The following is a 20,761-nucleotide window of genomic DNA, read 5'->3' as shown; positions in this document are numbered from 1 at the left end:
AATCTTGGGGGGTCTGCCCCCCAGTGCTTTACAGCGTTAATGTGCGAGGGGACAGACCCCTTGATTTATTACCAGAGAGGGCCGCGGTAGTTTTCCTCAAGAGACCACCCTTCATAAAGCCCGATATCATCAAAAGCACCGAGGAAGGCATCGTATTCTTCGCTGTCTTCACCATAAAGGTCAATTGCAGACTGAAGAATCGCTTCACGGAATTCTGCAAAGGTGGCGTCATAATGCAGATAGTCGTAAGAACGGTACCACGTGTCAGCCACTACTTCACGCCCCATACCGTATTCCTCCGCAACAAGATAAGCGGAATGCTGCAGGATCGTACAGTTAATATGGACACCGCCATTATCCATATTTGCCGGAAGGAAGTAATACTCATCCATATGGGAAGGATAACGGCCTTCACCGTCCACACTGTAAGCCCAGAATCTTTCATTTACCGGGAATTTTCCAGGGTCTTCATTGCTTCGAAGGGCGGTGCGGCCTTCTGCAAGCCATGCTTCACCCATAATATCCTCGCCAATATCCCAGCTGCGGTCATCGATAATAGTACCGAAAGTATCCGAGAACGCCTCGTTAATCGCTCCTGTTTCAAAACGGTATCGCAGACCACCGTTATAGTGTGTAATACCGTGCATCATTTCGTGGGCTGTCACATCAAGTGACGCAAGAGGGATAAACTGCTGCCCGTCTCCATCCCCATAGGTCATCATTGCCAATCCGTTGCTCCAGAAAGCATTATTATATTCTGTCCAGTAGTGGACGCGTGAGCGGATCGCCATCCCGTTATCGTCCAGTGAGTTACGACCGTGATTTTCCAGGAAATAATCATACACAATCCGGGAATTCTTATGGGCATCGACGCCAGGCCCCTGGCCGACTGCTTCCCACGAGCTGCTGTCACCGTTATACTTTACATCTTTCCAGGAGGCCTTAGTATTCTCATAAAGGGAAATTTGGTTTGCGGTATTTTTCATATTATACGTAAAGATTCCATCCATAATATCAGATGTCTGGTCGGCTAAGTAAAAGGTTCGCCCGCCGTTTTTATTAGGTCCATGAGAAAGGTTTAACAGTTTCTCCACACCTGTCGTACCAAGACCTTTTCCACGCGAAGGCAAAAGGCTGGCCGGTTCCACTGATAAAGGCAGAGCACTCATCATATTAACTGAAGGGACAGATACTTCAGCTTCTTCTGAAGGCTCGGTATCAATATATTCAGAGAAGAATTCCCCTAAGCCTGTCATGGCGTCATAACTGTCAATAACCTCTCCTGTATGAGCGTCCACGTAAACATACCAGTTCCCCGGTGAGCCTGTATGGAATTCAAGGTTCACCCTGTAAGCAAGGTGGTAGTCATCCTCAAACGGATAAACAATCAGGTCACTTTCCTCAAATTCCACAAAATCAGGCGCGTCCACCTCATCTTTAGCCGCTTGAATGGCCGTATTTTCTTCTACAAAAGGTGTTGTATTAATGTCTGTATTTTCAATTTCATTATCAAAATTTCCGTTTACAGTGGTAATTTGGTTATCTTCATTGAAGTGGACATTCAACTCATTTCGATCAACAGGAATACCATTTTTAGTCTGCTGAAGACGTACATGGGTCATCCCAAGGTCATCGTCACTGGAACGGACTTCCTCAAGATTCTCTTCAGGGTTGTCCATCTCGAAGAAATCCTTATGCTCATCCAGGAAATGCTTGGCATTCTGCCCATTCGCTTCAGCAAAACGCTCAGACAGCATACCTGCGACAAACGAGGGCGGACCGTGTTTGTCATTGTTGTCTACCATCCGTATTTTACCCTTGTTTAAAGTTTCAAACTCCTCAAGCGAGTCTTTCGAAGCAAAGGCACTGCTTCCCAGGAAGCTCGAGCCCATCATCAAACCCGCTAAAAAAACCGACGCCAATCTCTTCACACCTATCCCTACCTTCTTTATAATTTGCCCGAATGACTGGAAATCGAAAGTTCCGATATCCGAACTATTTTAAGCGTAGTGGATAAAAATGGAATCGACAACAGAATATTCTGTCAGTTATCTGTGTGAATAGAGACGTGTAAAATCATAGGGTGTTTAAATGACAAATTTTTACCATACTTTAGACATAATTAACGTCCATTATATCTAAGTCGTACAGACTAATTACAATTAAATTGTTCTTTAAAATAGACCTAGAAGCTTTATATTACCGCGCCATTGCCCATTTGCTCTATTTGTCTGAAATTGACGGTGCATTCTGTCAATTTTGAAAAAGTTGTCCTGCAATTAGGGCTATTTTATTTACATGATGAGGAGATACCCAGCAGTTAATGCAGTAGAGACACTGTATCAGGGGTAAAAAACGTAGTCTCAGCAGAACGTTTAAACGATGTCTTTTTAGTCGAATCAAGCCGAACTGTTAAGGATGAGACCTATAGGATTAGGCTATTAGAACTGCCACTACAAATAGAAAGAGTTTAGGAGAGTATTTTAAAGTCATATCCTTTACTGCTTTAATGTGAAAGGGGACTGACCCCTTTTCACATACTTTTTTTAATATTTTCCACTGCGTTCGTGTTAAAAACGTAGTATGATAGGTTAGAAAAATTACTATGATTGGTAAGGTAAGGTGATTATATAGTGGATGTAGAATTGACGTCTCTGGGAACAATTATTGCCCTGGCTGCAACAATTGGTCTCATTTTAATACGGGTAGCCCCAGCCTACGCTATGATGGCGGGTGCTGTTATAGGGGGCCTTACTGGAGGGGCCACCTTCACCGGTACGGTAGAAATTATGATAGAGGGTGCTGAAGGGATGACAGGTGTCGTCCTTCGTGTACTCGCTGCAGGAGTCCTTGCAGGGGTACTTATAGAATCCGGTGCCGCAAAAAAGATCGCCGAATCAATTTTAAACGGTTTAGGTGAAGCAAAAGCACTCCTGGCAATAGCTGGAGCGACAATGGTATTGACAGGTGTCGGCGTCTTCATCGGAGTAGCGGTGTTAACGATGGCACCTATTGCCCTCGCTATTGCAAAGAGAACTGACACATCGAAAATGGCCATTCTTTTAGCCATTTCAGGCGGAGGAAAAGCAGGTAATATTATTTCACCTAATCCTAACACAATTGCGGCAGCTGAAGCCTTCCAAATTCCATTGACGACTCTAATGATAGCAGGATTCATTCCTGCTTTCGCCGGAATCGGGATAACTTATATTTTAGCAAGGAAGTTAAAATATTCAGGGGCTAAAGTGGAAGATAACGAATTGTCAACAGAAGGTAAAGGGGATACACCTACGTTAACAGCAGCCTTAACGGCTCCTGCTTTTGCTATTTTCTTATTGCTTTTACAGCCATTGGCAGGCGTGTCTATAGATCCTTTGTTCGCTCTTCCTGCGGGCGGAATCGCGGGAGCTCTAGTCATGAGAAAGGGAGCATATTTAAACGAGTATATCACCTCTGGAATTCATAAAATGTCAGGGGTAGCCGTTCTCTTGATCGGCACAGGGACTCTCGCTGGGGTCATTGCAAATTCGGCTTTAATCGGCCAAATTCTTTATGTGATCGACGCTTTTAACATTCCAGCTTATGTACTTGCTCCTTTGGCGGGTATTACAATGTCCGGGGCTACGGGCTCGACAGCAGCCGGAACGGCGGTAGCTGGAAGCGTCTTTGCGCCAACCATTTTAGAACTGGGGGTCCATGCTTTAGCAGGGGCAGCAATGGTTCATGCCGGAGCTACAGTGTTGGATCATATGCCTCATGGGACTTACTTTCACATTACACGTGCAAGTGTTCATATGAATATGAAAGAACGATTTAAGCTCCTGCCATACGAAACGCTCATAGGGGCTGGTATAGCCGTGGTATCCACACTTATTTTTGGAGTTTTCGGGTTTGTATTTTTAAATTGAATTAAAAAGGGGTCTGTCCCCCGGTCTTGTAAAGCGTTAATGTGCCGGGGGACAGACCCCTTATTCTTATTTTGTTTTACTTTTCTTTTTCTTTGAAGCTCTCTTATTTCTGCGAAGCTCTCCCCCGGCCATTGTGTAACTTGTTTTTTCAGGCCAGAGTTCCCGGTTTAAGAGAGTGTCTACGAGCTCCGCCGCATCGTTTTCCCTTAGGTTTCTGTACCATGTGCCGGCAGGATAATCGACTGCAGCGCACTTATCTTTGCATCGTTCAAGACAGCGGGTGCGGGTTGTTTGTATGGTCTGTTTGCAATTCCGGTTTGAAATTTCACGCTGTACCGCTTTATGAAAAGCCTTGGCGCCTGCTTTTTTGCAGTTCTTCCCATTGCATAACAGTAAATGGTGTTCGGTTTTATGAAGACTTCTGGCACTCACGGTATTCCCTCCTTAAGGCCTCGGCATCAATGAGCAATAGTTTAAGAGTTTATTAGTTAGTATGCTAACAGGAAATAAATGAAAAGGACAATGAATGGAATATTAAGATTTAAAAACAATACATTTATTCCATTAATGTCTAATTAAAAATGTGTTAGTCTTATAGATAAATTGTATTTCTATTAAACTTAAAAAAGGTCAGGTGAAGAAAATGATTAGCGAAAGGTTAGTAAAGAGCTTAAATGAACAAATGAACTATGAATTCTATTCTGCGCAGGCTTATCTTGCTGCAGCTGCCTACTGTTCTCATGGGGGAGTAGACGGTTTTGCAAACTTCTTTTTGGCTCAAGCAGAGGAAGAGCGCTACCATGCCATGAAGTTTTACCGTTTTATTAATGATTTAGGCGAACGCGCTGAAATTAAAGAAATTCCAGCTCCTCACAATACATTTTCTTCAGTGCTTGATACATTTAAAAAATCACTCGAACACGAAAAAGAAGTGACAAAGCGTATTTATAATCTTGCAGATATTGCACTTGACGAACGGGAACATGCAACCATGACATTCCTAAACTGGTTTATTGAAGAACAAGTAGAAGAAGAAGCTACTTTTGATACTATTATTCAAAAGCTTGAGCGTATAGAAAATGACAGTAATGCGTTTTATATGCTGGAAAGTGAGCTCGGAAAACGGACTTTCACCCCGGGCAACTAATTTGCCCCCAGGCAGGTGCCTGACCCCCAGTACATTAATGTGTTACTAAGTTAAAGAGGATAGAAAGATCAAACCCCCGTTCATTAAAGAACGGGGGTTTGATTTTACACAAAATCGATCCTCAACAGATCTCTTACGTGCTCAATTTGGTTGAGTACTGTTACTTCAGGGCTTCCAGCAAAGAGCAGCCCGACAGCCCGGTTTTCATAATCGGTCACTAACGACCCGCTGTCACCGCCTTGCGAGAAGGGGGTTGTAAGAATTTGTTCATCAAATCGCGCCACACGGTTGTTACCGAAGTTAACATCAATTGTGGCGTCTACAGTGAGGACTTCCGCAGTGGTATAGCCTGTTGTCCGGCCGGTTTTCTTTAACAGCATTCCAACCTCGACCTCTTCCTTCTTTACCCAGCCTTTAATATATCCGGTCCAATAGACTTCACGGTCCAGTTCCTGCAGGGAGCCTTCCGCGATTGCTGCATCTACCAGGTTCTCGTGTTCTTCTGCGGGTTTATCAGGAGTAAAATCTATAGGAATAAATCTGCTTAACGAAGCTACCTGATCATCAGGAGCACTGCCGCCGTCTATAGGCCCAGGCTGTAAAATCGGGTCTCCAATTTTAGCATCGTTACTGTTGGCAAGAACGTGATTATTAGATAAGATATAGTATTTTGCAGGATTAGTCTCGTCTTTATTAAAAACGACAGCCCCGGCTGTTCCAGCTGTAATATTAGGGTGTCCCACGCTCCATCCGCCTTTAACAGGCCGTATTTTCACTTTCAATTCGTTTGAAGGGAGAGTGCGCAAGGTGTCCGTATTGCCTTCTTCTAAACCTATTTGCACCGTCGGCATACCTATCTCAACAACATCTGTCTCTACTCCGTCAACCTCTTCAGGCACCACATCCTCTTTGTCTAAAGATTCAAGCGGCTTTTTAGAAGTTACAAAGGTCACGAGCGCTGGTTTACCTGTTGGTTTTCCATCTTTAAGCTTTACGCCAACCCCCACACCTACCACATTCTTCTTTCGTAAAAAATCAGCTTCATTTTTCTTTGTTTTGACTTTTTTAACCTTTTCAATTTCATGTTTAGAAAGATGTGGCATAATTCGGATTCCTCCTTGTTTTGTTTTTTGGAGAAAAAACAAGTCTGTTCTTGAAATATTCTATAAAAACCTTATTTTTCCTTTACGAGTCGGAAATATAGGACAGAATAATCAGAAAATAATGACAAAAGACCCGGTTAATGTTTTAAATGAGAAATGTCGGGAAAGAGGGCCCACTCCAGTCGAGGTCCGCCATTCTCAGGAAAAATTTACAGAATAAACATCAGGCGGAAATGTTTTTAACTTTGTGTTAAGAGTCATCTATCCCCCGGATCCGTACCGTTTTACTGAATACTTTAACACATCACCGTGCTGGGACAGACCCCTTTTTGACTTTCAGCCGAGGTAAATCGATCTTTTTAAAGAGGATAATAGCTACAGATTTCTATGTATACATTTTTGTAAACATGTAAACAAAATGTAATCTTGCTGTTTACTAATGTGTATACATGTTTACAAACACGTACGCATCCTTGTATGGAGGGGGTAATGCAACAGTTGTAATTGTATACATATACGTATACATGTTTTCTTTTTTGAACACAACTTTGGGATGATTGTATAATCTTCCTTCCTGCTATATCATTTAATCTGTGGAAATTATTAGATATAAAGGAAGGGATGTATAATATGAGCAAAAGCAGAATTGCAGCGATTGATGTAGGCAATGATTCAATTAAAGGGTTATTTGGAAAAGCAGACTATGAACTGACTATGCCGAATGTCATTGCAAGAGATACAGAAGACAGACCAGTTATAGGTATAGAAGAACTGGACGATAAAAATCCTTTAGAAGGAGTACATATACGTGTCCATTCGCCTGCCTTGAAAGAAAACAATGCAATTTACCGTGTTGGGGACTTAGCGACAAAGAGCGGGAATGCTACAGAATTAGATATGGGCAGCAGTAAATCTGAAGAAGACCAGACACTTGTTATGCTTTTTGCTTCTTTAGCGTTGGACGCTGCTAGAGAAGAAAACGCAGAGTTGTTTAATAGAAAAGATAATGTTATAGATGCTAATTATACGCTGGGTACAGGCCTGCCTCTTCGTGAAGTGAAAGAAGGGAAGGATGTAGGCTATCGCTCAAGTTTGCTAGGGTCTGTTCATCAAGTTGAATTTTTAGTTACCCCTAAATATCAAGGGTTAAAGGTGAATATAAAGTTTGACCACGTCAAAGTATATCCTGAAGGCTTTGCTGCTTATATCAACCTGGTTATGGATAACGATTTAAACATCACGAACAGAGATTTAGTGGATAAGAGAATATTAATCCAGGACATTGGCGGACTAACTACTGATATTGCTGTCATTGTGAACCGTAAGATAGATGATGATAAAGCTCAAGGGTTTAATATTGGAGTTTCTGAGTCATTGGAGCAGATCAGGGAAGAAATCAGATCAAAACACGGCGTTGAGCTCGATAGCCGAAGAGATGTCGTTGACATTATCACTAAGAAAAATGACAGGAACCACATTATGGTCAAAGGCAGCCGGACAAGCGTTCATGATATTACCGACAGAATCTTGTTAGACATAGCTAAAAAACAGTACCGGCATTTACGCAATGTCTGGCAAAAAAATTCCCAGACAGAAATCTGTTATTTTGTTGGCGGAGGATCGATGGTTTTAAAAGAATATCTTAAAACGATCAATAATAATTTAGACGGATATAATATCGGCTTCTTTGAAGACGAAAAGGAAAGTATCTGGATGATGGCTAATGCCTATTACAAGTTAATTTCCGCTTTTAACAGAGAAAATAATAAAGAGCAAGCTAAGAGTGACAAAGGGACAGAGAAACAGCCTGTAAAAAACAAATAGGGTGGTTTTATGACAAAAAGGATTGAGAGAGGGCAGGCGATTACGTTCCGTCTCCCCTCTGATACACCTGATCATATTTTAAAGCAGCTTCAAAAATTAAAAGAGACTGAAAGAAGAAATTTTTCCAGTGAAATTGCTAAGTTTGCTTTAGAAGGAGTTAATAATTCTCTATCCAAAGAAAGAGAAACGGTCACCATCCCCTTGCCACGACAATTGACAAAGGAGCAACGCAATTGGCTTAAACATTCACACTCTGAAGCTCTTTTAGGGAGTGTTGTCTATCAATTGCTGGTAGATCCGATGCGGGCAACTTCTTTTCTGGCTTCGTTAAACAGCAGTTCTATTGATATTGATGAGGCTTTATATTTACAGGAAAATGAGGGTTCCATGCCCGGTGAAAGGGTTGAAACTGATGGGGCCACTCAGGAGGGTGAAAAAGCATTAGAAGAACCTGTCCAGGCTTCTCCTCAAAAAGATAACCTGGAAGATGATCTGGCTAATTTTGATTTAAATAAAGCAAGAGAAGAGTTCGCTTCTTCTGCAGACAGGAATGAGGAAGAAAAAGAGGAAGAAGAGGACGGAGAAGATTTACTTGGTGATTTTCTGGCACAAATGAATAAATAAATCGTCCTGGTTCCGTGAAATGGACTGAGAAGCCGCTGTCAGCCGCTTCTCTGCCAAGTCAGTCTAATAATAGACAGGAATACAAAAGGCATGCTGTCAATCGTATGACAGCATGCCTTTTAAGTATAATGTTATTTTTTTATTCTACCGAAATAGTGACTTAATTCTACAATCATCGCACCCATTCTTTCCAGTTCAGGCTGGACACATTGTTCTATTCCTTCCCCGTGCAGTGCTTCAGCAGTAACTTTTCCAACGGCAGCGGCCACGGTATGCGAGTTAAACGCTTTAATAAGCTGATGCATATACCCATTCTCTGAGGCATACTTAAACAAGAAATGTACTTGAACAGCAGCAGTAAAACAAACGGCATCCACCTCTCCTGCAATTACTTCCCGGCAGAAACGTTCCATCGTTTGAAGGTTAGGGGAAACATGCTTATAAGGAAGAACAGGCAGAACATCAGCCCCGGCTTCCTCTAAGAAGGTAAGCAGAGACGGGGCATTTTCTCCGTGAAGCTGTACCATCACCTGTTTACCTTTAAAGTCGAATGGTTTTAAAGAAGAAATCAGTCCATTAATTGTCCCGTCGTCATCTTTCGCCTGTGGGCTGACACCTAGTTTTTTCAAAGCTGAAAACGTCTTATATCCTCTTGTAGCAACGTTCGCTTCACGTACCATTTCTAAAAACAAAGTTTTTAAGTCGATCTCTTCAGCTGTATCTATAAGCGCATTTACGCCAATACCTGTAGTGAAGATCAGCCAGTCACAGGTTGTCTGGGTCACCTGTTCCAGGTCCTTTTTTATTTCTTCGCTATTTAAAAAAACGGTGCCTTGAAGAGATCGGACAAGCGGGGTCCCGTGCTGCTTTTTAATAAGGGTACTCATTTCATCAGTTTTCCTTAAACCGGCAATAACAACGCGCTTATTTGACAGGCTCATGATGGCACATTCCTTTCTGGCATTTAATGCTGAAGCTTTATTGTAACAGGTTATCTGGTTTTACATAAAATTAGTACCTGCTTCCTTAGTGTGGAGGCAGGTACGGTGAAGATTAAATTTGTTTCCCTTCCTGGGAAAGAGCGTACATTATCGCATGTTTTAAAGTGGAATAACAGCCGATATGTGTTTCTCTTGTAGTAAAATTGGCATTGGTCATTTCTATACTTAATTTAGGGGAGATGCCAACAAGAATACACTGGGAGCCTAGGAGAGCAGCAGACTGAGTCATTTTCTGGATAAGCGAAATCATATATTCATCGACACTGTCGTTAATACCTGTCAAATCCAGTATGACGTAATTTGCTTTAATTTCTGGCAGCTTGTCCAGCGTCTTATGCAGCAGTTCATTAGCACGCATATCATCGTATGTCCCCATTAATGGAATAACCACGATATCATCGAAAACGGGTATGAGAGGGGAGGAGATTTCTTTCACTAATTCTCTCAAATCTTTCGTCCGCTCTTCCACCATCTCTTCAAGCTTGGAAATTTCCCTTTGTTCCTGTGCCCGGGTCAGTTCATGAATATTCTGGGTAGGAGTAATCTGTGATGGCGAAAAATAAAACTCATAGCAGTCATCACCATTGAGCTGGCTTTTCTCAATCGTGTACCAGATATTATCTTCATATAAATTTGATAAAAGACCTGCAAAATGACCCGGGAGGAAAGCTGGGTCCCTGCCTTCGCTTTGTATTTTATTGATCCGGTATTCCCACGAATCTTTCACTTGTATAATGGCTGTTTTGTTCTCTACACTATAATCACTTACTGTCGTAAGTCCCCAGCCGGCAGCACGGTAGACTGAAGGGAGGGTTTGAAAAATATCATGTATTTCACCCGTTTTAAAGAATTCACTTACAATGGCTCCCATCCGGTAGCCGGCTGTTTCCAGAACGACATTCGCTACCTGGGAGCCAGAAATTTCACTAATAGTTTCCAGGAAACTTTTCATAGCGGTTTCCACCCACATCACCATGGCGGTTTCTCCCGCATACCTCATACTGCCGTCCGCCTCATCCCATTCAATTTTTATTCCAAAAACATCCTTTTTGGGGTTTGCTGGCAAATCATTTTTCGGAAAATCCATACTAAACCTCCGCTCTTTCTATGACAGTTTTAGAGTCTTTTATTCGTACTGGTTAAAGGCTGGCTCACAAACTATGGCTATTAATAGGATAAACTTATAACCTAATTATACTAGCCATAGACAAAAATTCCATCATAAACCAGTAAATATATTAAACGGGTTAAAATAATAGGATTACATTAAAGAGGCAAAAAGGGGTCAGACCCCCAGTGCGTTAAAGCTTTAACGCGGCGGGGGTCTGACCCCTTTTTCAAAATTAATTTTAAAATGGATTGGTTCCCCATTGGGCTGCTGTCTTAATGAACGTTCTCTGATTCAGCTTTAGCTGGCTGACCATGTATTCAGCCATATCTTCTGCCTGTGTGTATTTGTCTGGATTTCGTTCTCCTGACTCCCCCCGTGTTAAGTCTGTTTCAACAAGGCTCGGGGTCAGAACGCTTACCCGTATATTATGGCGCCGTACCTCCTGCATGAGTGATTCACTCATTCCAATAACGGCGAATTTTGAAGCACTGTAAGCGCTTGAACCTTCTGTGCCCTTCAATCCTGACATGGAAGAAATGTTAATAATATCTCCGCGGTTTTTTGAGATCATGCCCGGCAGGACTGCTTGAGTGACATGTACAATTCCCATGACGTTGATATCAAGTACTTTTTTCCACTGGTCGGTGGTAAGGTCTATAAAGGAACCGCGCGCTGCTACGCCTGCATTATTAATTAATATATCAATTGATCCCAGCTCATCTTCTATTTTTTTTACTGCCTCCTGCACTTCAGTTTTGTTGGAAACATCAGCTGCAGCAGTTAAAAATGTTGCTCCTATGTCATTTAAGTCTTTACTGATAGCGGTAAAACTCTCTTCTGATCTTGCAATAAGACCGAGTTCCACACCTTCCTTAGCCAAAGCCAAAGCTGCAGCACCGCCAATCCCTCTGCTTCCTCCAGTTATGAGCGCTTTCTTTCCCTGTAATGATTGCATATTTCTTCATCCTTTCCGTAGTCTCTATCTATACTGTATTCACGAAAATAAAGATAAAGAAACATGGCGTTTTATGTAAGAGAGCCCCACCTCCCATAAACGCTTTAAAGCGCTGGGGGTCTGTCCCCTTTCCAATTAACGCATTAACGGGCTGGGGGACAGACCCCATTGTGGACAGACCCTATTTACTCAAGCCACTTGGAGAAGGATTTTTTCAGCCAGGCCATGGCTGTGCCGAAAATACCGCCGACAGTGTCGAGAATAACATCCTCCACGAGTCCTGATCTTGAAGGAATAAAGGTTTGCCGGTATTCGTCAAGCGCTGCGTATACAATCACAATAATTAGAGAAGCAGCAAATGATAGAAAAGGTCTGCCGCTTAGCCTGTAAACGGAAAGGAACAGGAAAAAGCCGAGTAATGCAAACAGAAAGAAATGTGCCGTTTTTCTCAGTAGAAATTCCAGCAAGCCGTCGACACCGTGGCTTTCCAGACTGACTGCTGTCCCTGCGTAGGTAAAATCAATCCACTGCAGTATCCGCCTTAAGTGATCCAGTGAGACATAACTTCTAAGCAGTTCAATAACGGCATCGCTTTTCACGGCTGCTGTTACAGCAGCTAAAAATATAAAAATAAGTCCTGTATAGACAAGCGACTTAATACTTTTTTTTGCAAAAGAATCAGTCGATTGAAACAAACGGAAAAAGACGGCAACCATCAAGGCCGCAGCCCCTGCCATGCCGGCCAGGACAAATTGAGGATGAGAAGCTGCGAAAGAAATGGCACGGTCTGCAACAAAATCGACTCTCTCTTTCAAAGATACAGCTGTCTCTCTCAGTACATTTTCATCGGTTACCCGGTCAAGCAAGGGGCTGATGTCCTGCTGGTCTGCTGTTTGAGAAGATGCTGTGTAAATAACAGCCATAATAATTATGACAGGTAAAAGGTTTAATATAGTAAACTTCCAAAATGTCATTTTTAAACTCCTTCTTAGGACCGCAGATTATTTATCTATCATAAATGAAATAGTGGAACAGTCAAGCCTTCCAAAAAATGGAACGAAAACTTTATTGCCAGCAACCACCCAAAAAAGCCCCTCTTTCCTGCGAGTGACCGAATTAAATGAAATTCAAACAACTCTCCCGAGCAGCCCATTTTAAAATAATATCCTGTTTTTTCAAAATTCTGTATTGACCCTTTTTAATTAAGCGTATATAATACCTAGTAATCATATCGGGTTTATAAAATTTGTTGGGTATTAAACTTGCTGTCAGGAGGTGGTAAAGATGGTGTTAGCTTATGCGACGATAGCTATTGCCTTATTTTTCGCCATGAATATAGGAGCGAGCGGGGCAGCAGCCACGATGGGCCCTGTTTACGGGAGCGGGGCTTTAAAAAAGAAGTCCATTGCGCTGCTTATTGCCGGAGCGGGGGCCCTCGCCGGGGCTGCCATCGGAGGAGGAGAAGTTGTCAAAACAGTTGGAGAAGGGATCATTCCTTCGAATGTATTTTCGTTAGAGGTGGCCTTAGTTATTTTGATTTCGGCGACTCTTACACTTTTTCTTGCTAATGTTATCGGCATTCCTTTATCAACGAGTGAAGTGACCATTGGTTCAGTAGTAGGCGTCGGCATTGCTTTTCAGGCACTTAATGTCAACAACGTGCTGTTTATTGTCTCTTTCTGGCTGATCGTCCCTGTGACAGCGTTTGTGATCTGCTTTATTTCTGGAAAAGTGATTCTGAAGCTGGAAAAGAAGTGGCCTCAATTAACAGGGCAAGGCAAATGGAAAAAATATCTTGCATTACTGCTGATTATTACGGGATTTATTGAGGCTTTCTCCGCAGGAATGAATAATGTGGCCAATGCGGTCGGCCCAGTAGTCGGGGCAGGGTTAATGGATCAGTCTGCAGGAGTTATTATCGGCGGAATTTTTGTGGCAGCAGGTGCCGTCCTGTTTGGAGGTAAAGTGCTTGAAACTAACGGGAAAAAAATAATTTCTTTTTCATTACTCCAGGGGACTGCAGTATCGGGCACAGGAGGCGGCCTTGTTATTATTGCCTCTATTTTCGGTATTCCTGTCCCGCTAACACAGGCCACCACTTCGGGCATCGTCGGCATTGGATGCGCCCAGAACGGTTTTCAGCTCTGGCAAAAGGGTCTTATAAGGAAAATTATTAAAGTGTGGGTAGTATCTCCGGTCATTTCACTGGTTATGTCCTACAGCTTAATTCACGTATTTTTGCATCCTAATCCATACATGGTGGTCCTGATCCTGGCGATCATCATTGCTACCGCAGGCACGTTAAGTCTTTATAAATCCGGAAAACCTGAACAGGAATCAGTTCAGCATTAATAAGGGATGGGGGGAAAGGCATGAGTGAGAGGAAAAAAACACCATCATACGACACTTTTACGAGAAATGATTATCAATTTTTTAACAACCGCTTAAAACATAAGAAAGCAGAAAATGTCATTGACTGGGCTTATGGCTTATTTAACGGCAAGCTTGTATACGCGTGCAGTTTTGGTGCTGAAGGAATAGTGTTGACAGACATGATTGCGGGAGTAAAAAAAGATGCACGGATCGTGTTTCTAGATACGCACCTCCATTTTAAAGAGACATACGAACTGATTGATAAGGTAAAACAACGCTATCCGGAACTTCAAATAGATATGATAGAGCCAGAATTATCTTTGGAAGAGCAGGCATCGGTTCACGGAGAGCAGTTATGGAAATCGAAACCCGATTTGTGCTGCGACATCCGTAAAAACAAGCCATTAAAACGGGCGTTGGAAGGAAGTACGGCGTGGCTCTCAGGATTAAGGAGGGATCAGTCACCTTCACGAGCGACTACAGAATTTGTCAATAAAGATGACAAATTCGGGATGATTAAAATATGCCCGCTCATTCATTGGAGCTGGCAAGACGTCTGGAACTATATCCATGAAAGAGACCTGCCCTATAATTCTCTCCATGACAGGCAGTTTCCGAGCATCGGCTGTGAGCCGTGCACCTTCGCAGTAAAGGAAGGGGAAGACCACCGCGCGGGGCGCTGGGCCGGTTTGGAAAAAACAGAGTGCGGGCTACATTTAAAACCACTATCAAAGAAGGAGTGAATTATAATGACAAAAAGTATTCCTCACGGAGGAAGTTTAGTAAACAAAGTGAACGAAAAAGCCGACTATACCAGCATTCGAGAGGCTGTGGCACTCGATAAGACCGGTTTATCTGATCTGGAACTCATTGCCAACGGAGCTTACAGTCCATTGACAGGGTTTATGGGAGAAAAAGATTACAACGAAGTCGTTCATCATATGCGTTTAGCTGAAGGGCATGTCTGGAGCCTGCCTATTACCCTTCCAGTGAGAGCGGAAGAGGCAGCGACACTGAAACCCGGGCAGACGATACGGCTTACTTATAACGGGACAACATACGGAGTAATGGAACTGCAAGACATTTACTCCCCAGATCAGGAGACTGAAGCCGTTAAGGTTTATAAAACAAAAGATGAAGCTCACCCGGGTGTAAAAAAGCTGTATGACAGAGGAGGCGTTTATTTAGGAGGACCGGTCACGCTTGTCCGTATTCCTTTAAAAGACCAGTTCTCCACGTTTTATCTTCCCCCGGCTGAAACAAGGAAAACGTTTGAAAAGAAAGGCTGGGAGAAGGTTGTAGGGTTTCAGACGAGGAATCCTGTCCACCGGGCTCATGAATATATACAAAAAGCGGCATTGGAAATTGTAGACGGGCTCTTTTTAAATCCTCTTGTCGGTGAAACGAAAGCTGATGATATACCCGCTGATGTCCGGATGGAAAGTTATCAGGTGCTTCTTGAAAATTATTATCCGGAGAATCGTGTGTTTCTTGCTGTGTTTCCGGCTGCTATGAGATACGCAGGCCCGAGGGAAGCAGTTTTCCATGCGATCGTCCGGAAAAATTACGGATGCACTCATTTTATTGTCGGCAGGGACCATGCGGGAGTAGGAGATTACTACGGGACCTACGAAGCCCAGGAGATTTTTCGCCAGTTCACCGATAATGAACTTGGTATCACACCGCTCTTTTTTGAGCACAGTTTCTTTTGCAAAAAGTGCGAAAATATGGCCTCTACGAAAACATGCCCGCATGGCATTGAAGACCGCGTTATTTTATCCGGGACAAAAGTCCGTGAACTTCTGAGAGAGGGGAAAACGCCGCCTCCTGAATTCAGCAGGCCGGAAGTGGTAAATGTGCTCATTAAAGGAATGAGGGTGACAGTATGACTAAACACACTGCTTCTGCCAATATTCACTGGCATAACTCTGTTGTTACGAAACAGGAGCGCCAGAACCTTAACGGACATAAAAGCTGTATCTTATGGTTTACCGGTTTATCCGGGTCAGGAAAATCGACCCTTGCGAACGCCCTTGATAAGAGGCTTTATGAGGAGAGAATTAACAGCTTTGTTCTGGATGGCGACAATATCCGCCACGGTTTAAACAAAGACCTCGGTTTTAAGCCTGAAGACCGTCAGGAGAACATTCGGAGAATCGGGGAAGTTTCAAAGTTGTTTGTGGAAAACGGAAGTATCGTCCTTACAGCATTTGTTTCTCCTTACAGGGACGATCGCCAGCTTGCCCGGCAAATGGTGGATAAAGAAGAGTTTATTGAAATATATGTGCAATGTCCGGTGGAAGAATGCGAGAAAAGAGACCCTAAAGGACTCTATAAAAAAGCACGTAAAGGAGAGATTCCGGAATTTACCGGTATCAGTGCACCTTATGAAGAGCCGGTTGATCCGGAAATAACCATTTCTTCCGACCGGGTCTCTATAGAACAGTCAGTTGAACAGATTATCGGCTATTTAAAAGACAAAGGAATTATCCGCTAAGCTAAAAGGATGAGGAAGGGAGTTTATAAATGGGGCATACAAAAGTTTGGGCAGACAATGAAAAACTGAGTAAAGAAGAAAAGATGAAGCTGGAAAAAGACGGGCTGGATATATTAGAGGATATCCCGCGTTATGCGGAGCAAGGATTTGCGTCGATCCCTAAAGAAGAATGGTCATTATTTAAATGGGCAGGTCTTTATTTACAAAAACCTAAAGAAGACGGCTATTTTATGATGAGGGTGAATGTGCCGTCAGGAATTTTAACATATGAGCAGGCATTGGAACTGGCAGCTATTGCTAAAGACTACGGCAGGGATGTGATTGACATTACTACCCGTCAGGCTATCCAGTTTCACTGGCTTCAAATTGAAAATATACCGGATATTTTTGACCGCCTGAAGAAAGTCGGCTTATCATCTGTCGGAGCATGCGGGGATATTATGCGGACCATCGTAGGGAACCCGCTTGCAGGAATTGACCCTAAGGAACTTATTGACACAAAGGACATAGTGGACGATGTCTATGCATATTTCCAGCATAATCGGGATTTTTCGAACCTTCCTAGAAAATTTAAAATTTCTATCTCCTCTAATATTAATAATGCACAGAATGCAGAAATTAATTGCCTGTCGTTTACACCTGCCACGAAGGAAATAGGCGGAGAATCAGTGGCTGGCTTTCATGTCTATGTGGGCGGGGGGCTCTCATCAAAACCTTATCTGGCACAGGAACTTGATATGTTCGTGACGCCTGATCAGGTCAAAACAGTGACTGAAGTGGTGGCCACTATTTTCAGGGACTATGGCTACCGGGAAAAGCGCCATCGGGCCCGGCTGAAGTTTTTAATGGCAGACTGGGGGCCGGAAGCATTTAAAGAGAAAATGAATGAATATATTAAGCTTCCATCGAAAGGAAAGAACCAGTTTGAAACCTGGAACGCCGGTTACTTTTACGGCGTGCATCCGCAAAAGCAGCCAGGCTTTAATTATGTCGGTTTAAATATTCCGGTAGGCCGTCTATATTCGGCTGAACTCCTGGAATTAGCCCGTATTTCCAAGCATTACGGAAACGGCGAGATCAGAACATGTAATTCGCAGAATGTGGTCATTCCTCATATTGCCGATGAAGAAGTGGAGGCATTTCTTAAAGAAGACATCCTCGACCGCATGAATATTGAACCTAAACCTTTTATCGGGTCTTCTGTTTCCTGCACAGGCATTGAGTACTGTAACCTTGCTCTTGTAGAAACAAAAGCCCGGATGAGAGGAATAGCAGACTACCTGGACGACCATTTAAAAGTCGATGTGCCAGTTCGGATTCATATGGTAGGGTGCCCGAATGCCTGCGGCCAAAGGCAGATTGCGGATATTGGCCTTCAAGGCATTAAGATGAAAAATAAAGATAAGCAGCTTGTCGAAGCATTTGAAATCTATGTAGGCGGAACATTAACACAACAGGCCCAGTTTAATGAAAAGCTTAAAGGAAAAATTGAGGCCTCCCAATTGAAAGGGGTACTTTATGAATTTATAAAATATTTTACGGAAGAGAAGCAGCCGGGAGAAAACTTCTATACGTTTTACCAGCGTTTAGGTAAAGAACCTCTCCAGGAGAAGCTGAGTACGATTATGGAACAACAAGTCTCGTAGGCCCTTATTTTAAAGCAGCCATATAAAGGGAGGTAGGCATGTGATCCTTTACCGGTTTGAAGCGCGAATTAACCAGGAGGAAGACGTTTCAATTGTCGTTGCGGCAGACAATGAAACAGATGCGTTTGATGCGGCTGAAATTGAATTGGAAAAATTTTATTTGAAAACACCGCTGATAGAAGAGCTGTCATTATTAGAAACGAGAAAAATCAGCAGGAAAACGGGCTTTGTTATCGGCCGTTAAAAGACGCAGAGGAGTGTGAGCAATGAAAAGGAATAAAGGTACAGTATACTTTGTAGGGGCAGGGCCAGGAGATCCAAAGCTTTTAACTCTTCGCGGAGCAGAACTTTTACAGGAAGCGGACGTCATAGTCTACGACAGATTAGTAAATACGGATCTGCTTAATCATGCAAAACAGGGAGCAGAGCTGATATACTGCGGAAAACAGCCTCAGACAAGCTGCATTTCACAGGAAGAGATCAATGACATACTTATTGTTCACGGGAAAAAAGGCCAAAAAGTCGTCCGTCTAAAAGGAGGGGACTCATCGGTGTTCGGCCGTGTAGGTGAAGAAGCAGCGGCATGCCGGCAAAACGGCCTCCCGTATGAAATAGTACCGGGGATTACCTCAGGTATAGCAGCTCCGGCTTATGCAGGAATCCCGCTTACACACCGGGAACTGAGTTCCTCATTTGCTGTCGTAGCCGGCCATCGCCGTAAAGAAGGGAAAAAAGAGGAAATTAACTGGAGGAGTCTGGCAACGGGCATCGATACACTCGTTTTTTATATGGGCGTCAAGCAGATTGGAATGATACAGGAAAATCTGCTGCTGCATGGACGGCCGGCAAGCACACCTGTTGCTGTTATTCAGTGGGGCACCTGTGACGTCCAGAGAACGGTAACAGGAACCTTGGAGACCATTGCAGAAGATATAAAAAAAGAGAGGATTCAGTCTCCTGCTATTATTGTTGTAGGAGAAGTGGTCAGGCTGAGGGAAGAGCTTGCATGGTTTGAAGAGAAGCTTGAAAGTTCCCCTGTTTTTCAAGAAGCCATAAGCATGTAGAGGGGGATTAAAATTGAGCGGAAGCAATAATAAAGCCGGTGTTCTGCTGATCGCCCACGGTTCAAGTAATCCTCAGTGGGAAAAAGACATTGAATATGCGGTCAGTAAGGTAAACACAGGTCTTCCCGTCGTTCTAAGCTGTCTTGAATTTACGGAAGAGAAAACAATTGAAAAAGGCATCCGGGAATTGGAGCAGCGGGGCATCGAAACAATCATTTCGATCCCTCTCTTCATTTCTTCAGGAAGTACGCATATTGATGAAATCAAGTATGCGCTTGGTGTAAAAGCCGAGACCCCCGTGTCAACAGATTTAAAACCTGTCCAGACACATTGCCGCATTATCTGGCGTGAACCAATGGATGACCACCCTCTTATTCTTGATATGATTTCGGAGAGAATAGGCGCACTGACATCGGAACCCGGGACAGAAACACTGCTGATCGTCGGACACGGCAGCGATGAACCAGGTTTTAAACAGAAGTGGGATAGTTTTCTTGAGGAAATTAAGATGACGATGGATAAGCGGTTTTCCTTCCATAAAACAGTTTACGGTACGCTGCATCCGGATAATTTAAGGCAGGTCGCTGAAAGTCTTGCGGACGATAAAAAGATGCTCGTCCTTCCCTTGTTTTTATGTGAAGGCTATTTTACGAAGAAAGTAATCCCACGTAAATTGGAGGGGCTGGCATACACGTGTGCAGACACATATCTTCCCCATCCAAACGTTTCACGTTGGATTGAGGACCAGGCAGCCGAAGCTTTGGCGGCACTTAATACCGAGTAAACCCCCGAACCGACTCTATTTATTGAAAGGAATTGATTAAATGAGCACTCCTCTTGTTGTTCAATTAAAAAACCGTCCATGTGCCGTGATAGGAGGAGGAAAGGTTGCTCAGAGGAAAATCCGCCATCTTTTAGCTCAACAGGCTGCTGTGACAGTCATCAGCCCTGATCTGACCGACGGACTGAAGAAAGATGCCGGTAATTTTAGTTACTATCCTGACTCTGTGTTGGAATCCGACGTGCTGCAGAAGACGTGTGAACGCCTGAACCTGGATTGGAGCCGTTTTTTCCTGCTGGTGGCTGCCACTGATTCTCCAGCCTTAAATGAAACAACTGCAAGGCATTTAAGCCAGTATATTCCACTCATTAATGTGGTGGATAGCCAGGAGCTGAGCAGCTTCTTTTTCCCGTCTGTTTTAGACAGAGGGCGTTTGAAGATTGCAGTCACGACTTCCGGAGCGAGCCCCATATTAGCTTCAAAAATCCGTGCCCATCTATCCGGTACTTTCGGCCCTGAATATGGCCCGTATGTTGATTATTTAGCGGCACTGAGAACCGGTTTGCAAAAAAGAGAACGTGATCCAGTGCAGCGTAAAAACATCCTTGAACAAGAGACAACGTTTCCTCCTCCCTCACGATTTGAAAATCATTGAAGTGGCAGCACGTCTTCCTGTATGATTCATTTAATACCTCCTCTTTGAGAAATGAAATAAGGGAGATAAAAA

The 20,761-nt window shown here is 43.3% G+C and carries 20 protein-coding genes; 13 read left to right on the top strand and 7 right to left on the bottom strand.

Annotation, left to right across the window (positions count from 1 at the left end):
• Positions 1-68 precede the first annotated feature (68 nt).
• Positions 69-1,895, bottom strand: coding sequence for a M4 family metallopeptidase (locus BMW59_RS13980; protein ID WP_177174354.1), 1,827 nt, complete (start codon positions 1,893-1,895; stop codon positions 69-71).
• Positions 1,896-2,633: 738 nt separating this feature from the next.
• Here BMW59_RS13980 and BMW59_RS13975 point away from each other — a divergent pair.
• Positions 2,634-3,908, top strand: coding sequence for a GntP family permease (locus BMW59_RS13975; protein WP_093053433.1), 1,275 nt, complete (start codon positions 2,634-2,636; stop codon positions 3,906-3,908).
• 66 nt (positions 3,909-3,974) lie between these two features.
• Here BMW59_RS13975 and BMW59_RS13970 read toward each other — a convergent pair whose 3' ends face one another.
• Positions 3,975-4,340, bottom strand: a complete 366-nt coding sequence (locus tag BMW59_RS13970; RefSeq protein WP_093053431.1) for a (2Fe-2S) ferredoxin domain-containing protein — start codon at positions 4,338-4,340, stop codon at positions 3,975-3,977.
• Positions 4,341-4,551: 211 nt separating this feature from the next.
• Between BMW59_RS13970 and BMW59_RS13965 the strand changes: the two genes are divergently transcribed.
• Entirely contained in the window at positions 4,552-5,055 is a 504-nt protein-coding gene (locus BMW59_RS13965) for a ferritin (protein WP_093053429.1), read from the top strand.
• 104 nt (positions 5,056-5,159) lie between these two features.
• On the opposite strand, the gene BMW59_RS13960 is transcribed toward BMW59_RS13965, so the two are convergent.
• The gene (locus BMW59_RS13960) at positions 5,160-6,158 is read right to left on the bottom strand and encodes a chymotrypsin family serine protease (protein WP_093053426.1); all 999 of its coding nucleotides are present in this window, start codon (positions 6,156-6,158) and stop codon (positions 5,160-5,162) included.
• A 630-nt stretch (positions 6,159-6,788) separates the two neighbouring features.
• Between BMW59_RS13960 and BMW59_RS13955 the strand changes: the two genes are divergently transcribed.
• Positions 6,789-7,982 carry a ParM/StbA family protein gene (locus BMW59_RS13955; RefSeq protein WP_093053423.1) on the top strand — a complete coding sequence of 398 codons (1,194 nt, stop codon included), beginning with the start codon at positions 6,789-6,791 and terminating at the stop codon, positions 7,980-7,982.
• 9 nt (positions 7,983-7,991) lie between these two features.
• Positions 7,992-8,606 carry a hypothetical protein gene (locus tag BMW59_RS13950; protein WP_093053420.1) on the top strand — a complete coding sequence of 205 codons (615 nt, stop codon included), beginning with the start codon at positions 7,992-7,994 and terminating at the stop codon, positions 8,604-8,606.
• A 131-nt stretch (positions 8,607-8,737) separates the two neighbouring features.
• Here BMW59_RS13950 and BMW59_RS13945 read toward each other — a convergent pair whose 3' ends face one another.
• The 4 genes from BMW59_RS13945 to BMW59_RS13930 all read right to left on the bottom strand — a co-directional run bounded on the left by BMW59_RS13945 (position 8,738) and on the right by BMW59_RS13930 (position 12,647).
• Positions 8,738-9,547 carry a uroporphyrinogen-III synthase gene (locus BMW59_RS13945; RefSeq protein WP_093053417.1) on the bottom strand — a complete coding sequence of 270 codons (810 nt, stop codon included), beginning with the start codon at positions 9,545-9,547 and terminating at the stop codon, positions 8,738-8,740.
• A gap of 112 nt (positions 9,548-9,659) precedes the next feature.
• Positions 9,660-10,694 carry an STAS domain-containing protein gene (locus BMW59_RS13940; RefSeq protein WP_093053413.1) on the bottom strand — a complete coding sequence of 345 codons (1,035 nt, stop codon included), beginning with the start codon at positions 10,692-10,694 and terminating at the stop codon, positions 9,660-9,662.
• Positions 10,695-10,956: 262 nt separating this feature from the next.
• Positions 10,957-11,673 (bottom strand): 3-ketoacyl-ACP reductase, encoded by a 717-nt coding sequence (locus BMW59_RS13935; protein ID WP_093053410.1) that lies wholly within the window; start codon positions 11,671-11,673, stop codon positions 10,957-10,959.
• A 185-nt stretch (positions 11,674-11,858) separates the two neighbouring features.
• Entirely contained in the window at positions 11,859-12,647 is a 789-nt protein-coding gene (locus BMW59_RS13930) for a VanZ family protein (RefSeq protein ID WP_093053408.1), read from the bottom strand.
• Between the two features lie 310 nt (positions 12,648-12,957).
• Between BMW59_RS13930 and BMW59_RS13925 the strand changes: the two genes are divergently transcribed.
• From BMW59_RS13925 to BMW59_RS13885, 9 genes are read left to right on the top strand one after another with little or no spacing between them, the layout of a single operon-like run.
• Positions 12,958-14,025: a sulfate permease gene (locus tag BMW59_RS13925; protein ID WP_093053405.1), complete on the top strand. Its 1,068-nt coding sequence runs from the start codon at positions 12,958-12,960 to the stop codon at positions 14,023-14,025.
• 20 nt (positions 14,026-14,045) lie between these two features.
• The gene (locus BMW59_RS13920; RefSeq protein WP_093053402.1) at positions 14,046-14,789 is read left to right on the top strand and encodes a phosphoadenylyl-sulfate reductase; all 744 of its coding nucleotides are present in this window, start codon (positions 14,046-14,048) and stop codon (positions 14,787-14,789) included.
• A 6-nt stretch (positions 14,790-14,795) separates the two neighbouring features.
• Positions 14,796-15,935 (top strand): sulfate adenylyltransferase, encoded by a 1,140-nt coding sequence (gene sat / locus BMW59_RS13915; protein WP_093053400.1) that lies wholly within the window; start codon positions 14,796-14,798, stop codon positions 15,933-15,935.
• Positions 15,932-16,543 carry an adenylyl-sulfate kinase gene (gene cysC / locus BMW59_RS13910; protein ID WP_093053397.1) on the top strand — a complete coding sequence of 204 codons (612 nt, stop codon included), beginning with the start codon at positions 15,932-15,934 and terminating at the stop codon, positions 16,541-16,543. The genes sat and cysC overlap by 4 nt, the downstream gene beginning before the upstream one ends.
• 29 nt (positions 16,544-16,572) lie before the next feature.
• Positions 16,573-18,189 carry a nitrite/sulfite reductase gene (locus BMW59_RS13905; protein WP_093053394.1) on the top strand — a complete coding sequence of 539 codons (1,617 nt, stop codon included), beginning with the start codon at positions 16,573-16,575 and terminating at the stop codon, positions 18,187-18,189.
• A 40-nt stretch (positions 18,190-18,229) separates the two neighbouring features.
• Complete coding sequence (locus tag BMW59_RS13900; protein WP_093053391.1) at positions 18,230-18,433, top strand: DUF3906 family protein; 204 nt, start codon at positions 18,230-18,232, stop codon at positions 18,431-18,433.
• 22 nt (positions 18,434-18,455) lie between these two features.
• A complete protein-coding gene (gene cobA, locus BMW59_RS13895; protein ID WP_093053388.1) occupies positions 18,456-19,253 on the top strand; it encodes a uroporphyrinogen-III C-methyltransferase in 798 nt (265 codons plus the stop codon).
• 13 nt (positions 19,254-19,266) lie between these two features.
• Positions 19,267-20,037, top strand: a complete 771-nt coding sequence (locus tag BMW59_RS13890; RefSeq protein WP_093053385.1) for a sirohydrochlorin chelatase — start codon at positions 19,267-19,269, stop codon at positions 20,035-20,037.
• A 40-nt stretch (positions 20,038-20,077) separates the two neighbouring features.
• Positions 20,078-20,689 (top strand): precorrin-2 dehydrogenase/sirohydrochlorin ferrochelatase family protein, encoded by a 612-nt coding sequence (locus BMW59_RS13885; RefSeq protein WP_093053382.1) that lies wholly within the window; start codon positions 20,078-20,080, stop codon positions 20,687-20,689.
• The last annotated feature ends 72 nt before the right edge of the window (positions 20,690-20,761 follow it).

It is taken from the genome of Salipaludibacillus aurantiacus, assembly GCF_900111295.1.
In the GTDB taxonomy this organism is placed as follows: domain Bacteria; phylum Bacillota; class Bacilli; order Bacillales; family Salisediminibacteriaceae; genus Salipaludibacillus; species Salipaludibacillus aurantiacus.
Note: the sequence above shows the minus strand (reverse complement) of the source record. Positions and strands in the feature narration are given on the sequence as shown.